At 67.0% G+C, this 14,915-nt stretch carries 14 protein-coding genes; 3 read left to right on the forward strand and 11 right to left on the reverse strand.

All coding sequences use genetic code 11. From position 1 onward, the window contains the following. Positions 1 to 179: 179 nt before the first annotated feature. From yajC to JOF46_RS13995, 7 genes are all read right to left on the reverse strand, one after another. Entirely contained in the window at positions 180 to 641 is a 462-nt protein-coding gene (gene yajC / locus JOF46_RS13965; protein ID WP_342592454.1) for a preprotein translocase subunit YajC, read from the reverse strand. Between the two features lie 175 nt (positions 642 to 816). Beyond that, positions 817 to 1,875: a Holliday junction branch migration DNA helicase RuvB gene (gene ruvB, locus JOF46_RS13970; protein WP_209908031.1), complete on the reverse strand. Its 1,059-nt coding sequence runs from the start codon at positions 1,873 to 1,875 to the stop codon at positions 817 to 819. A gap of 9 nt (positions 1,876 to 1,884) precedes the next feature. Then, complete coding sequence (gene ruvA, locus JOF46_RS13975) at positions 1,885 to 2,502, reverse strand: Holliday junction branch migration protein RuvA (protein WP_209908033.1); 618 nt, start codon at positions 2,500 to 2,502, stop codon at positions 1,885 to 1,887. A 150-nt stretch (positions 2,503 to 2,652) separates the two neighbouring features. Beyond that, positions 2,653 to 3,261 carry a crossover junction endodeoxyribonuclease RuvC gene (gene ruvC, locus JOF46_RS13980; RefSeq protein WP_209908035.1) on the reverse strand — a complete coding sequence of 203 codons (609 nt, stop codon included), beginning with the start codon at positions 3,259 to 3,261 and terminating at the stop codon, positions 2,653 to 2,655. Positions 3,262 to 3,268: 7 nt separating this feature from the next. Next, positions 3,269 to 4,024: a YebC/PmpR family DNA-binding transcriptional regulator gene (locus JOF46_RS13985; protein WP_209908036.1), complete on the reverse strand. Its 756-nt coding sequence runs from the start codon at positions 4,022 to 4,024 to the stop codon at positions 3,269 to 3,271. 2 nt (positions 4,025 to 4,026) lie between these two features. Then, complete coding sequence (pdxT, locus tag JOF46_RS13990; protein ID WP_209908038.1) at positions 4,027 to 4,698, reverse strand: pyridoxal 5'-phosphate synthase glutaminase subunit PdxT; 672 nt, start codon at positions 4,696 to 4,698, stop codon at positions 4,027 to 4,029. A gap of 137 nt (positions 4,699 to 4,835) precedes the next feature. Beyond that, entirely contained in the window at positions 4,836 to 6,089 is a 1,254-nt protein-coding gene (locus tag JOF46_RS13995) for a CapA family protein (protein ID WP_245348132.1), read from the reverse strand. A 79-nt stretch (positions 6,090 to 6,168) separates the two neighbouring features. On the opposite strand from JOF46_RS13995, the gene JOF46_RS14000 reads away from it, so the two are divergent. The 3 genes from JOF46_RS14000 (at position 6,169) to JOF46_RS14010 (ending at position 9,900) form a co-directional block, all read left to right on the forward strand. Further along, positions 6,169 to 8,190 carry a M3 family metallopeptidase gene (locus JOF46_RS14000; RefSeq protein ID WP_209908040.1) on the forward strand — a complete coding sequence of 674 codons (2,022 nt, stop codon included), beginning with the start codon at positions 6,169 to 6,171 and terminating at the stop codon, positions 8,188 to 8,190. Beyond that, positions 8,187 to 8,945 carry a GNAT family N-acetyltransferase gene (locus tag JOF46_RS14005; RefSeq protein WP_209908042.1) on the forward strand — a complete coding sequence of 253 codons (759 nt, stop codon included), beginning with the start codon at positions 8,187 to 8,189 and terminating at the stop codon, positions 8,943 to 8,945. The genes JOF46_RS14000 and JOF46_RS14005 overlap by 4 nt, the downstream gene beginning before the upstream one ends. A gap of 121 nt (positions 8,946 to 9,066) precedes the next feature. Then, positions 9,067 to 9,900, forward strand: a complete 834-nt coding sequence (locus tag JOF46_RS14010) for an oxidoreductase (RefSeq protein WP_209908044.1) — start codon at positions 9,067 to 9,069, stop codon at positions 9,898 to 9,900. Between the two features lie 150 nt (positions 9,901 to 10,050). Here the strand turns inward: JOF46_RS14010 and pdxS are convergent, their stop codons facing one another. From pdxS to JOF46_RS14030, 4 genes are all read right to left on the reverse strand, one after another. Next, positions 10,051 to 11,007, reverse strand: coding sequence for a pyridoxal 5'-phosphate synthase lyase subunit PdxS (pdxS, locus tag JOF46_RS14015; RefSeq protein WP_425355059.1), 957 nt, complete (start codon positions 11,005 to 11,007; stop codon positions 10,051 to 10,053). 461 nt (positions 11,008 to 11,468) lie between these two features. Then, complete coding sequence (locus JOF46_RS14020; RefSeq protein ID WP_209908046.1) at positions 11,469 to 12,077, reverse strand: HIT family protein; 609 nt, start codon at positions 12,075 to 12,077, stop codon at positions 11,469 to 11,471. A 4-nt stretch (positions 12,078 to 12,081) separates the two neighbouring features. Then, a complete protein-coding gene (gene thrS / locus JOF46_RS14025; RefSeq protein WP_209908047.1) occupies positions 12,082 to 14,085 on the reverse strand; it encodes a threonine--tRNA ligase in 2,004 nt (667 codons plus the stop codon). A gap of 157 nt (positions 14,086 to 14,242) precedes the next feature. Beyond that, positions 14,243 to 14,890: a response regulator transcription factor gene (locus tag JOF46_RS14030; protein ID WP_209908049.1), complete on the reverse strand. Its 648-nt coding sequence runs from the start codon at positions 14,888 to 14,890 to the stop codon at positions 14,243 to 14,245. Positions 14,891 to 14,915: the final 25 nt, after the last annotated feature.

The raw sequence follows: 14,915 nt of genomic DNA on the forward strand, positions 1-14,915 counted from the left end.
CCGCGGAAAACCCGGAGCCTGCCTGCAACCCGCCCCTGCGGGGTGGGGGTTGGGGCTGCTCCGGGCCGCATGGTGAAGGTCAATCGAAAGCCGGATCGCTCACCGGCGGGTCTGTGTGGCCCGCGGAAATCCGGCTGCCGTTCACTGCTGGGTTGGTGTGCCCGAAGGCGCCAAGCGGACTAGGCCTTGGGGCCGTTGTCCTCGTTGTTCAGGCGGCGCAAGGTCTCTTCGGGGGTTTCGTTTTCCGATCCCGAGGCCTCTTCGGCACTCTCGACCGAGGCCGAGGTCAGCGACGAGGCGTCGTCGGGGACCTGAACCGGTGCGTCGGCCTCTTCCGGGGCCACGACCTTGGCAACGACCTGGGAGTGGACGGTGACGAAGCTGCCCGGGGAAACCTCCAGGACGATCTTGTTTTCGTCGGTGTCGATGCTCGCAATGGTGCCAAAGAGACCGAACTGGGTCATCACCTCGGCGCCGACGGCAAGGTTGGAGCGGATCTGCTCCTGGGCCTTGGCGGCCTTCTTGCGGCCACGCATCATCATGAAGATCAGCAGGCCGAAGGCGGCGAGCATGATCAACATGGTCGGGTCGAATGGGGCCTTTTCGCCGGTAGCGGCTTGGGCCAAAACGTATTCGGTCACGTGTGGATACCTGTTCCTAAGTCATTGTCAACGGCGCGCACAATCGCAATCGCGCAGCCGGTGGGCCTATCCATACTATAGGGAGATCCTGCCCAAACCCCGACCACAACGCAGTTTTGGCCTGCGAATGTCCTTGGAATGTTCCGGCGTGCCGCCAGGGCGGGTGCCCGCCCGGCTATTCCGCTTCTTCGTCGTCAAGCCCAAGACCGGACCGACCCGCAAAGATGGCATCGGCCGGCATGCGAAGCCCCAGGTGGTTCCAGGCCTCCGCGGTGGCGATCCGGCCGCGCGGGGTGCGTCCCAGCAGGCCCTCGCGGACCAGGAACGGTTCGGCGACGGTCTCCACGGTCTCGGGTTCCTCCCCCACGGCAATGGCCAGGGTGGACAGGCCCACCGGTCCCCCGCCGAACTTGGTGCACAGTGCGTGCAGCACAGCGCGGTCCAGCCGGTCCAGTCCGCGGACGTCGACCTCGTACATGTCCAGGGCCGCGGAGGCTGCACGCGCGTCGATGCTTTCAAGGCGGTTCACCAGTGCCCAGTCGCGCACGCGGCGCAGCAGCCGGTTGGCGATGCGGGGGGTGCCGCGCGAACGCGAGGCGATTTCGCTGAAGGCCGCGGAGTTGACCTTCAGGGAGAGCATCATGGCCGAACGGCGCAGCACCAATTCGAGTTCCTCGACGCTGTAGAACTCCAGGTGCCCGGTGAACCCGAACCTGTCGCGCAGCGGGCCCGGCAGCAGCCCGGCGCGCGTGGTGGCCCCGACCAGGGTGAAGGGGGGAAGTTCCAGCGGAATGGCGGTGGCCCCTGCGCCCTTGCCGACGATGATGTCGACACGGAAGTCCTCCATGGCCATGTACAGCATTTCCTCGGCCGGGCGGCTCATCCGGTGGATCTCGTCCAGGAAGAGCACCTCGCCCTCGGTGAGTGAGGAGAGGATCGCGGCCAGGTCCCCGGCATGCTGGATCGCGGGACCGGAGCTGATGCGCAGCGGCGCGTTCATTTCGGCGGCGATGATCATCGACAGCGTGGTCTTGCCCAGGCCCGGAGGGCCCGAGAGCAGGACGTGGTCGGCGGTCCGCTCGCGGATCTTGGAGGCCTCGAGCACCAGCGAGAGCTGTTGGCGCACCCGGTGCTGGCCGACGAAGTCGTCCAGGTTCTTGGGCCGCAGGGCGGCCTCGAGCACGCGTTCCTCGGGCTCGGGTCCCGCGTTGGTCAGCTCGCCGGTTTCTGTCATGTCGTACTCCTAGTTTCCGGGCCGGTTCCCGCGCCCCAGGGAACGCAGCACCGCCCGCAGGATTTCCGGGACGCTGCCGGTGGCAACGATTTCCGGGTCGTTCTTGGCCAGGGCTTCCAGCGCCTTGTTGGCGTCCTTCTCGGTCCAGCCCAGGCCGGTGAGGGCCTCGAGGACCTGGGGTTCCCAGGTAGGCGCCGCGGGGCTTCCGGCAGGAACCGGTGCTCCGGTGGGGACAAGCTTTCCGTTGAGCTCGAGCACGATGCGCTGGGCTCCCTTGGGCCCGATGCCCGAGACCTTGGTGAAGGCCTTGGTGTCCTTGGTGCTGGCGGCGATGCGGACTTCCTCCGGGGTGTGCACCGACAGGATGGCCAGGCCGGTGCGCGGCCCGATGCCCGAGACCCCGGTGAGGACCTCGAAGACCTCGCGTTCGTCCCCGGAGGCGAATCCGAAGAGCGTCATGGAGTCCTCGCGCACCACCATGGAGGTGTGCACGAGTGCTTCGCGGCCCACCTGCAAGGTGGACAGCGTCTGCGGGGTTGCCTGGATCAGCATGCCGAAGCCGCCGACCTCGATGACCGCGTTGTTCAGGTTGACCTGTTGAGGCACTCCTCGCAGCGTACTGATCATTGGGGTGTTCCTCCGTGGTGCCGGGCCGCGCCGGTGGTACCCGAAACACGCATGCCATACGAATATATCTACGAACAGCTTACAGGTTCCTTGGCGTACACCCGCGGATGCAGGCAGCGCAGGACGTCAGGGGCAGGTTCCCTGCGGTCCCTAGCGCGCCTTGACCGCCCGGGCCTTGGCCTCGGCGGCTATCCAGGCGCGCTGGGCGGGGGTCAACCCCGAGGAACCGCCCGCGGGCCGCGGGGCGGAGGCCGAGGCTGCGGCCCCGGCGGCACCGAACGCGGCGCCGCGCCAGCCGTGGGTGATGGCCAGCGCCGCGGCGTCGGCGGCGTCGGCCGGGGATGGCGGGGCGTCCAGGCGCAGGATCTTGGCGACCATCTTGCCCACGGCCAGCTTGTTGGCCGTTCCCGAGCCAGTCACCGCGGCCTTGACCTCGGTGGGGGTGTGCAACGCCACCGGGATGTTCCGGCGGGCAGCGGCAACGATCACCACGCCCGAGGCCTGCGCGGTGCCCATCACCGTGCTGACGTTCAGTTGGCTGAAGACCCGCTCCAGGGCAACAACGTCGGGTTTGTGCTCATCGAGCCACGCATCGATGCCGTCGGCGATGGCCAGCAGTCGCTGGTCCAGCGGGGTCCCGGGCGGGGTCCCCACCACCGAGACATCGATGAGCGTGGCCCGGCGGTTGGGTTCGACGTCGACCACGGCCAGGCCGCAACGGGTCAGTCCGGGGTCGACGCCCACCACTCGCAAGGGCATGTGGTGGCTAGTCCTCTTCGAGTTCTGCCATGACCTCGGCGCTGATGTCCGCGTTGGAGTAGACGTTCTGCACGTCGTCCAGCTCCTCGAGCGCGTCGGCAAGCTTCAGGAACTTGCGGGCAGCTGCTGCATCAAGCTGGACCTGCATCGAGGGCACGAATTCGACTTCGTCGGTTTCGTATTCGATGCCGGCTTCCTCGAGTGCGGCAACAACCGCACGCAGGTCGGTTGGCTCCGAATGGATCTCGAAGCTGTCCCCGGATTCCTTGACCTCGTCGGCCCCTGCATCAAGCACGGCCATGAGCAGGTCGTCCTCGGTCAGGTCCTTCTTCGGCAGGCCGACGACTCCCCGGCGGGAGAACAGGTATGCGACCGAGCCGGGGTCCGCGACGGTGCCGCCGTTGCGGGTGATGCCCAGGCGCACCTCGGAAGCCGCACGGTTCTTGTTGTCGGTCAGGCACTCGATCAGCAGGGCCGAGCCCTGCGGTCCGCGTGCCTCGTAGATGATCTCGGTGTAGTCGACGACCTCGCCGGTCAAGCCGGCACCGCGCTTGACCGCGCGGTCGATGTTGTCGTTGGGCACCGAGGTCTTCTTGGCCTTGGAGACAGCGACCTCGAGGGCCGGGTTTCCGGCCATGTCGGCGCCGCCTGCGCGCGCCGCAACCTCGATGTTCTTGATCAGCTTGGCGAACGCCTTGGCGCGCCTGCTGTCGAGGATTGCCTTCTTGTGTTTCGTGGTTGCCCATTTGGAGTGGCCGGACATGCTTACGCGTCTCCTCTGATCATTTGAATGAAAAGTTCATGGATCCGGCGCTCCCCGGCCACCTCGGGGTGGAAGGAAGTCGCCAATAATTTTCCAGAACGTACTGCAACAATTCTAGCCACCCTTGTCCCGTCCATGCCCAAGGGCGTGTTTTCGGCGGGGATGGTGGCCAGTACCTCTACGGACTCCCCCACGCTTTCCACCCAGGGTGCGCGGATGAATGCCGCGCGGACCGGCTCGGTGGCACGGCCCGGGTCCTGGCTGGGAAGAGTGTTCAGTCCCTTGATCGCAAGGTCGACCTCGAACGAGTCGACCTGTCGCCCGAAGGCATTGCGCTTCACCACCATATCGATTCCCCCGAAGCTTTGCTGGGGTTCACCCTTCATGTTGGTGGTCGGGTCGGCAATGGTATCGGCCAAGAGGATCATTCCGGCGCACGATCCATAGACCGGGAAACCGTCTGCGATCCTGGCCTTGAGAGCCTCGGCCACCCCGTACATGCGGGCTAGCTTGTCGATCACCGTTGACTCCCCGCCGGGAATGACCAGGCCGTCCAGGTCCGCCAACCCGCCCGGTGTTTTCACCGGCAGCGCAAGGGCACCGAGTGATTCGAGTGCTTCCAGGTGTTCGCGTACATCCCCTTGCAGGGCAAGGACTCCAATTCGTGGCGCCAAGGTGGATCACTTTCTAGTCTCGTGGAACTGATCATGCATGCCGCGCGCACCGCGATGAAGTACGTGGACAGCTCAGAATAAACCCGTCGCACCCCGTGGGAATATTTTCGTGACACGCCCGGGTTCCCGAATGCCGGTCAGCGGCTGCCCAGGGTCCACATTTTCGCGCCGTTGGCCTTGGCGTTCATGGAGTTCACGGTGTCGGTGGTGCGTTGGAGCGAGGCGGCATCCTTGGCCTCGGTGGTGCACGGGGCCGAAGCCTTGGCTGGCAGCGCGCACCAGCGCAACGGGGATGGTTTCATGATGTGCGGTGCCCACACCAGGTCTCCGGGTTTCCAGGTGTCCCCGGTGCGCACGAACTGCATTTTCACCGTGAGCCCCTCCTTGTTCAGCGCGGTCTTGGTTGCGTGCTTGGCCACGGAGTTGCCCAGCCCGTACACGATCCAGGTGCCCTGGTGCTTTTCGATGGGCAGCACCGAGTGGGTGTGGTGGGAGTAGATGAAGTCGAACTCGCCGCTGGCCGCCAGCGAACGGTACAGCGCCAGCTGGGAGGCGGTGGGGGTGCTGGTGTATTCTGCACCGTCGTGGATCGCGGCGAGCACGATGTCCGCCCCGGCCGCGCGTGCCGCCTTGGCCCGGGCCAGCAGCGAGGCCTTCTCGATGTCGTCGACCCGCCACGGCGCATCTTCCTTCATCCCGTTCAGCGAGTAGGTGCCGGCGATGACCGCGACCTTGGCGCTGCCCACCGGAACCAGCAGCGGACTTTGGGCCTCGGCCTTGCTGCGGTAGGAGCCGGTGGAAACCATCCCGGCCGCCTCCAGCGCGTCCAGGGTCCGCTTGACCCCTGCAACGCCGGCGTCCATGGAATGGTTGCTGGCGGTGGTGCAGCCGTCATAGCCGACCTTCTTCAAGGCCGGGATGATCTGCGAAGGAACGTTGAACATCGGGTAGCCGCCGTACGGCCCGTTCGGGGCCGCAACCGGGGTTTCCAGGTTGCACAGGGCCAGGTCGCTTTGGTCCAGGTAGGGTGCGATGCCCGCCAGCAGGGGGTCGAAGTCGTACGTCCCCTTCCCGTCCTGCTCGGCCTGGGCCCACAACGCCGGGTGCAGCAGGATGTCCCCTGCCACCGCGACCTCGATGCACTCGTCCCCCGGGCACGACGGGTCCGCGGGTTCCGCGGCAGCCTTGGTGGCGATTGGGGACGGGGTGGCCGAGTTCGCCGGGGTTTCGGTGCTCGCGGCCGACGGCGTGGTGGCCACCGGAATACTGGCCGCGGCAGGACCCTGCGGCGGGGCCGGCGTGCAGGCCGCCAGGGATGCTGCCAGAAGCAGTGCCGTGCCGATGGCTGCACGTTTCCGGGACCCGGGCGCGCGCACGATTCGATCAAACATGCTAAGAGCCTAACCTTTGCCGTGTGCATTCCGGCGCGGGATACCCACAGCGCCGCGGGGTTATGACAGGGTTAACAGCATGCATAATCCGTTGCTTGAGCGAAGCACCTTGCCGTTTGAATTCCCAGATTATTCGGCCCTGGAGGCCGCCCACTACCTGGATGCCGTCCAGCAGGGTGTGGCTGGGCAGCTGGAAGAACTTCGGGCCATCGCGCAAAACACGCAGGCCCCAACCTTCGAGAACACCTTTGTGGCCATGGAACGCAGCGGTGCACTGCTGCGGCGCGCCGTGATGGCGTACTGGACGGTGTTCTCCGCCCATGGCACCGACGAACTGCGCGAGATCGACCCGCAGATCCAGTCGCTGGTTTCCGGCCACCAGGATGCCATCCACCTTGATGGGGAGCTGTTTGCACGCCTGGCCTCCCTGGACGCCGACGCGCTCGGCGGCGAGGACAAGCGGCTGGTGACCGAGACGCTGCGCACCTTCCGCGCCGCCGGCGCCGAACTCGATGCCGGGCGCAAGGAACAGTTGCGTGCACTGAACAGCGAGATCACGGACCTGTCCAGCGAATACTCGCGCAGGCTCCTGGGCGCCATGAACGAAGCGGCCGTCCACTTCGCCGATCCGGGGGAACTGGCCGGGCTCAGCGACGGGGAACTGGCCTCCGCCGCGGATGCGGCACGCGACGCCGGACACACCGATGGCTACCTGCTGACCCTGGTGCTGCCCACCGGTCAGCCATTGCTCGAGCGGCTCGAATTTTCCGCTTCCCGCCGCCGGCTCTTCGAGGCCTCGGTGAACCGCGGCCAGGAGGGCGATAACCTGACCCTGGACCTGGGTGCACGGATGGCGTCGCTGCGCTCGAAGCGCGCGGCGCTGCTGGGCTTTGCCACGCACGCCGACGTGGTGCTGCAGGAGGCAACCGCCCCGGACCTGGCTGCGGTGCGCGGCCGCCTGGCCGAGCTCATCCCGGCGGCCGTGGCCAATGCCCGGGCCGAGGCCGGGGAACTCGAGAAGATTTCCGGTTCCCCCATCGATCCCTGGGACTGGGCGTACTACTCCGCCGCCGTGGCGCGCGAACGCCACGCGCTGGACCGCGGGGCGCTGCGCGAATACTTCGAGCTCGATGCCGTGCTCGAGCGCGGTGTGTTTGCCGCTGCCTCCCGCCTCTACGGACTGGGCTTCACCGAGCGTTTCGACTTCCCGCTCTACCACCCCGACGTGCGCACCTGGGAGGTCTTCAACGAGGACGGCTCCACGCTGGGGTTGTTCGTGGGCGACTTCTTTGCCCGTCCCACCAAGGCCGGGGGTGCGTGGATGAACTCCATCCGCGAATCCGCGTCCCTGCTGGGCGAGCGTCCGGTGGTCACCAACACCCTGAACATCCCCAAGCCGGCCGAAGGCGACCCGGCACTGGTGTCCCTGGACGAGGTCAACACGCTGTTCCACGAGTTCGGGCACGCGCTGCACGGGCTGTTTTCCGCCGGGATCTACCCGTCGTTGGCCGGCACTTCCGTGCCGCGCGACTTCGTCGAGTACCCCTCGCAGGTCAACGAGATGTGGGCCCTGCACGCCGAGGTGCTGCCCGGCTATGCCGCGCACACGCGCACCGGGGAGCCGCTGCCGGACGGCACGGTCCAGGTCCTGGAGGCCGCGGCACTGTGGGGCGAGGGATTCGCCACCACCGAGTACCTCACCGCCGCCGTCCTGGATTTGGCCTGGCACTCGCTGACCGACGGGGAACTGGTTTCCGATCCGCTGGCCTTCGAGCAGCGGGTGCTTTCAGAGGCCGGGCTGATCCCGGAGCTGGTGCCCTCGCGCTACCGCACCGGCTACTTCAAGCACATTTTCGACGGCGGGTACTCGGCCGGCTACTACTCCTACATCTGGTCCGAGGTGCTGGACGCCGACACCGTCGAGTGGTTCACCGAAAACGGCGGGCTGAAGCGGGAAAACGGCGAACGGTTCCGCGCCGAGCTGCTCTCGCGCGGCAACACCCGCGACCCGCTTGAATCATACGAGATCTTCCGCGGCCGCGAAGCACGGATCGAACCGCTGCTGGTGCGCCGCGGACTGGCAAGGAGCACGAACGCGTGACAACCATTGGTTTTGCGCAGGACGCGCTCTCGCACTGGCACCAGGCCATGGCGATCGCCACCGGCGGCAAGCTCTTCTCGACCCACGGCTGCTCGTGGGCCTGGCAGCCGGCCCGCGGCCGGCTGGTGCTGCTCTTCCCCGCCCACGCGCAGGAGGCCGGGCTGCGCCCGGGTCTGGCCGAGGGCACGCGCCTGGGTGCGCGCCGGGTCGAGGCCTGGGTCAATTCCGGTGCGCCCTCGGGCCCGCTGGAGGCCGCAGGGTTCTCCGATGCCGCACAGATCTCCTGGCATGCCGGAGAGCTGGTGGGCCCCGAGGAACCATGGGACGGACGGGTGCGCCTGGGCACGGAGATCCCCGAGGCCAGGGGCGCCGACGCGAAGGAATTGCAGGTCGCCAATCTCTGGCGCGATCCGGCCGCTGCCGGACTGAGCGCCGGGCACCCGGCGTTGCGCCGCATCGAGCAGGCCACCGCGCGCACCCTCGAGGGCGAGTTGGTGGGCCGCGCCTTTGCCCAGCAGGCCCTGGGCGGCCAGCTGGCCATCCACGGACTGGCCGTGGCCTCGGAGCAGCGCCGGATGGGTGTGGGTTCGGCCCTGCTCAACGGTCTGGCCCGCGGCATGGTCAACCCGCTTGGGCTGGAGGAGGACACGCCCATCGAACTGATTGCCGCCGCTTCCCCGAGCTCGGCGCCGTTCTTCGAGGCCAACGGGATGCGTTTGCTGGGTCGCGGCCGGCACCTGGTGCTGCGCCAGTAGCCACCCGGGGCCGCGACGCCCGGCTCGCCGGGTTCGCGGCCGCTTCCCGCTCTCTTGCCCCGAGGTGCGCCGTGGTCCACGCTGTTGATGAACCACAGCCGCTTTTACCGGGAGGCAACCCATGGAAGTCAAGACCGCACTAATCACCGGGGCGTCCTCGGGGATCGGGGAAGCCACCGCCCGGAAGCTGCGGGCCATGGGCTTCACCGTCTACGCGGCGGCACGACGTCTCGAGCGGATGCAGGGCCTCTCGGACGACGGCATTGCCGTGATGGCGATGGATGTCACCGACGATGCGTCCATGCGGGTCGGCATCGAGCGGATCGTGACCGAGACCGGTCGCATCGACGTGCTGGTCAACAACGCCGGCTACGGTTCATACGGCGCCCTGGAAGACGTCGAGATCGACGAGGGCCGACGGCAGTTCGAGGTCAACGTGTTCGGTGCGATCAGGCTCGCGCAACTGGTGCTCCCCCACATGCGCGCCCGCGGCGCGGGCACCATCGTGAACATCTCCTCGATGGGTGGGAAGATATACACTCCGCTGGGCGGTTGGTACCACGGCACGAAATTTGCCCTTGAGGCACTGAGCGATTGCCTGCGCCTGGAAGTCGCGCCGTTCGGCATCGACGTCGTCGTGATCGAGCCCGGCGGCATTGCCACCGAGTGGGGACCCATCGCCGGGGATCTCGTCGAGCAGGCCTCCGGGCACGGTCCCTACGGCAGGCAGGCCGCTGCTGTCGCGAAGTTGTTGCGCGGGGAAACCACCGGCGGGCGCAACTCCCCTCCGGGGGTGGTGGCCGACGCGGTCGGAAGGGCCGTGCGCGCCTCCAGGCCCAAGACCCGGTACGCCGTAGGCTTCGGTGCCAAACCGCTGATCCTGGCGCGCCGCTTCCTTGGCGACCGCCTCTTCGATGCGCTGATCACCCGGGCCACGGGCATGCCCCGGCGCTGACACCGGGGCTCCGGGGATCAGCAACGCTCCCGCCGGCCGGCAACGGCAAACGGGCCGGGTGCCTTCCGGATCCGCATTCCCCCGTTTAATGCAGGGGAATCCCGAATCCGGTGCACCCGGCCCGTTGCTTGTCAGGCTGTTGCCCGGGACCTACCAGCCGCGCTCGGCCAGGCGGTGCGGCGCCGGGATGTCGGCGACGTTGATGCCGACCATGGCTTCGCCCAGGCCGCGGGAGATCTTGGCCAGCTCGTCCGGGTCGTTGAAGAAGGTGGTTGCCTTCACGACGGCTGCGGCACGCTGTGCCGGGTTGCCGGACTTGAAGATGCCCGAGCCCACGAACACGCCGTCGGCGCCCAGCTGCATCATCATCGCGGCGTCGGCCGGGGTGGCGATGCCGCCGGCGGTGAAGAGCACGACCGGCAGCTTGCCGGTGGCGGCAACTTCCTTGACCAGTTCGTACGGGGCCTGCAGCTCCTTGGCTGCAACGTACAGCTCGTCCTTCGGAAGGGCCGCGAGCTTGGCGATCTCGGAGCGGATCTTGCGCATGTGGCCGGTGGCGTTGGAAACGTCGCCGGTGCCGGCCTCGCCCTTGGAGCGGATCATGGCCGCGCCTTCGTTGATGCGGCGCAGGGCCTCGCCCAGGTTGGTGGCGCCGCAGACGAAGGGAACCTTGAAGTTCCACTTGTCGATGTGGTGCTCGTAGTCGGCCGGGGAAAGCACCTCGGACTCGTCGACGTAGTCGACACCGAGGGACTGCAGGATCTGTGCCTCGACGAAGTGCCCGATGCGGGCCTTGGCCATCACCGGGATGGAAACCGCGGCAATGATGCTGTCGATCATGTCCGGGTCGCTGGCGCGCGAGACGCCTCCCTGGGCACGGATATCGGCCGGAACGCGCTCGAGGGCCATGACGGCGACGGCGCCGGCATCCTCGGCGATGCGGGCCTGCTCCGCCGTGACAACATCCATGATGACGCCGCCCTTGAGCATGTCGGCCATGCCCCGCTTGACGCGGTCGCTACCTACGGTGGTTGCGGGGGTGGGGACGCCTTGGTTTTCAGACACCTTGGGGGTTCCTTTCAATAAGGTGAGCAGTACGCGAATCATCGTAGGTCCGCCGCGTCACAAAGACCGCGGGTGTGTCGTCACAATTCAAAACTAGGTGCAAACACACCTAATGTCCAGCGCCGAAGGCAGCGGGGAAGATAATGTGAAAACTCGGCCACTGTCTCGAAACTTCCTAGTGGGACGGTCTATTTAGGATTACGCACCGGTCTCTGGACGCATCCCCGATCTCGAAGGTGGAAATCGCGGAAAATCAAATGCTTCCTTGACTGCCGAGCCCCATCCGGGCAACCGGGCACCGGGCCCTTCCCTGCTCCCGCAGGAATCCCCATCCCTCGGTTCACTGCACCCGCACCCGCCCGATCGCCCCGGGACCGCGGGAAGGTGGCAAACGCAAAAGAGTGGCGCAGAGCGGAGCAACGTCGGCGATGCCTGTTTGCGCATTAAACGGATTGGCCGCCGGGGTTGCCCCCGACGGCCAATCCATGAAGTGCCTTGTCGCTTTAGTCGATGTCCGCCCAGCCTGCGGCAAGGTCCACGCGGATGTCGCCGAGCGTTGCCGGGATGGCCTTGGTCTCGGCAATGATCGGGAAGAAGTTCCCGTCCCCCGCCCAACGCGGGACCACGTGCTGGTGCAGGTGCGCGGCAATCCCCGCACCGCCGGTGACGCCCTGGTTCATGCCCAGGTTGAAACCGGTGGGACGCGAGACGTGCCGCAGCACGCGCATGGCCTTTTGGGCCAGCGCTGCCATCTCCGCGGTTTCCTCGGCGGTGATGTCCGTGTAGTCCGGCACGTGGCGGTAGGGGCAGATCAGCAGGTGGCCCGGGTTGTACGGGAAGAGGTTCAGGATCACGTAGGCGGTCTTGCCGCGGTGGATGATCAGCGAATCCTCGTCGCTGCGGGTCGGCCCGGCGCAGAAGGGACAGGAGTCCTCGTCCTTGACCTGGTCCTGGCCGGCCTTGATGTAGGCCATCCGGTAGGGAGTCCACAGGCGCTGGAACGAATCGGGCACCCCGGCGAGTTCGAAGTCGTCGGTGATGGCGGCATCGGCTGCTTCCTGGGACGCGCCACCCGGATGGCTGGATGCGTAAACGTTCGTGGACTCCCCCATGGATCTAGGCTTCCCGGTTCTTCACGGCCGCGACGATGCGGGCAACCGCCTCGTCGACCGGCACGCCGTTGTCGGTGCTGCCGTCGCGGAAGCGGAAGGACACCGCTCCGGCCTCGGCGTCCTCGCCGCCGGCGATGAGCACGAACGGGACCTTTTCCTTGGACGCGGTGCGGATCTTCTTCGGGAACCGGTCCGAGGAGATGTCCGCCTCGGCACGGATGCCCGCGGCCTTGAGCTTGTCGATGACATCGAACATGTACTCGTTGAAGGCCTCGGCCACGGGGATGCCCACGACCTGGACCGGGGAGAGCCAGGCCGGGAAGGCACCGGCGTAGTGCTCGGTGAGGACGCCCATGAAGCGTTCCACGGAACCGAACAGGGCACGGTGGATCATCACCGGGCGCTGGCGGGTGCCGTCGGCCGCCTGGTACTCGAGCTCGAAGCGCTCGGGCAGGTTGAAGTCCAGCTGGATGGTGGACATCTGCCAGGTGCGGCCCAGCGCGTCCTTGGCCTGCACGGAGATCTTCGGGCCGTAGAAGGCCGCTCCCCCCGGATCCGGGACCAGCTCCAGCCCCGAGGCCTCGGCGACCTCGGCCAGGGTGCGGGTTGCTTCCTCCCACACGTCGTCGTCGCCGACGAACTTCTCCGGGTTCTTGGTGGAGAGCTCCAGGTAGAAGTCATCCAGCCCGTAGTCCTTGAGCAGGCCCAGCACGAAGTTCAGCGTCTCGGTCAGCTCGCTCTTCATCTGCTCCTTGGTGCAGTAGATGTGGGCGTCGTCCTGTGTCATGCCGCGCACGCGGGTCAGGCCGTGGACCACGCCGGACTTCTCGTAGCGGTAGACCGAGCCGAACTCGAACAGGCGCAGCGGCAGTTCGCGGTAGGACCGTCCGCGCGAGCGGAAGATCAGGTTGTGCATGGGGCAGTTCATCGGCTTGAGGTAGTAGTCCTGGCCGGGCTTGCGCACCGTGCCGTCCTCGTTGAGTTCCGCGTCCACGTGCATCGGGGGGAACATGCCGTCGCGGTACCAGTCAAGGTGGCCCGAGACCTCGTAGAGGTGGCCCTTGGTGATGTGCGGGGTGTAGACGAACTCGTAGCCGGCTTCGACGTGGCGGGCACGCGAGTAGTCTTCCATTTCCTTGCGGATGATGCCGCCGCGCGGGTGGAACACCGGCAGGCCGCTCCCCAGCTCGTCCGGGAAGGAGAAGAGGTCCAGTTCGACGCCGAGCTTGCGGTGGTCGCGGCGCTCGGCCTCGGCGATGCGCTCCTGGTAGGCCTTCAGGGCATCCTTGGTCGGCCAGGCCGTGCCGTAGATGCGCTGCAGCTGCTGGTTGTCCTGGTTGCCCAGCCAGTAGGCGGCCGAGGTGCGGGTCAGCGCGAAGGCGTTGGAGATCAGCTTGGTGTTGGGCAGGTGCGGGCCGCGGCACAGATCGCACCAGACGGTTTCGCCGGTCTTGCGGTCGACGTTGTCGTAGATGGTGATTTCGCCGGCGCCGACCTCGACGTTGACGCCTTCGCCGGCCGAGTCGGCCTCGTTGGCCTTCTTCAGCAGCTCGAGCTTGTACGGCTCGTGGGCCATGGCCTTGCGGGCCTCGTCCTCGGTGACGACGCGGCGGGCGAACTTCTGGTTCTGGTTCACGATCTTGAGCATCATCTTCTCGAGGGTCTTCAAATCCTCGGGAGTGAACGGCTCGGCGACGTCGAAGTCGAAGTAGAAGCCGTCGGTGATGTACGGGCCGATGCCCAGCTTGGCATCCGGGCGCAGCTGCTGCACGGCCTGGGCCATGACGTGCGCGGTGGAGTGGCGCAGGACCTCGAGCCCGGCGGGGGAATCGATGGCGACGCGTTCGACGGTGGTTCCGGCCTCCAGCGGGCGGGCCAAATCGCGCAGCACGCCATCGACGTGCATGACGACGACCTCGCGGTCGTCAAAGTACAGCTCGGCCCCGGTAGTGCCGGCATTCACCTCGCGTTGTTCGCCATCGACGGTCAGTGTGATTTGCTCAAGCACTACGGCTCCTCGTTTCGTGGTTCGGCTTCATGGCTTGTGGCGTACGGTGGCCACAACCAGCCAACCACCAGCTTAACCGACGCCCGCCGGTGCCAACCAATCGAAAACCACGCATGTCACGCTCGAGCGGCCCGCGCTCTCGGGGGCGGCGCTGCGATCAGGCGTGTTCAAGGTACTTGAGCACCGCCAGCACCCGCCGATGGTCGCCCCCGGATGGTTCCAGGCCCAGCTTGGAGAAGATCGCAGTGATGTTCTTCTCCACGGCCCCGGCGGAGAGGAAAAGCTCCGCGCAGATCCCCGCGTTGGTGCGCCCCTGTGCCATGAGTTCGAGCACCGACTGCTCCCGCGGAGTCAGCATCTGAAGCCCCGCGGGCCGGTTCGAGACGCTCATGAGCTGGCGGACGACCTCCGGGTCGAGCACGGTTTCCCCGGCAGCAATCCGCGCCAGCGCCTCGATGAACGAGCCCACGTCCGCCACCCGGTCCTTGAGCAGGTATCCGGTGCCCGAGGGCTGTCCGGCAAAGAGCTGGGAGGCGTAGCGCGTCTCCACGTATTGGGAGAGCACCAGCACCCCGACGCCGGGGTGGGTGGTGCGCAGGGCCAGGGCCGCGCGGATGCCCTCGTTGGTGTGAGTCGGCGGCATCCGGTTGTCCAGGATCACCACATCGGGAACGTCGATCGCCATGGAGGCGAGCAGGTCCTCGGCGTTGTCCACCGCGGCAACCACCTGGTGCCCGCGGCCGGTCAGCAACTCGGTGAGCCCGGCGCGCAGCAGGGCCGAATCCTCGGCAATGGAAATCCTCATGCCCCAGTTTCCCCCGACTCCTTCC

The sequence above is a fragment of the Paeniglutamicibacter psychrophenolicus genome (assembly GCF_017876575.1).
GTDB classification, from domain to species: domain Bacteria; phylum Actinomycetota; class Actinomycetes; order Actinomycetales; family Micrococcaceae; genus Paeniglutamicibacter; species Paeniglutamicibacter psychrophenolicus.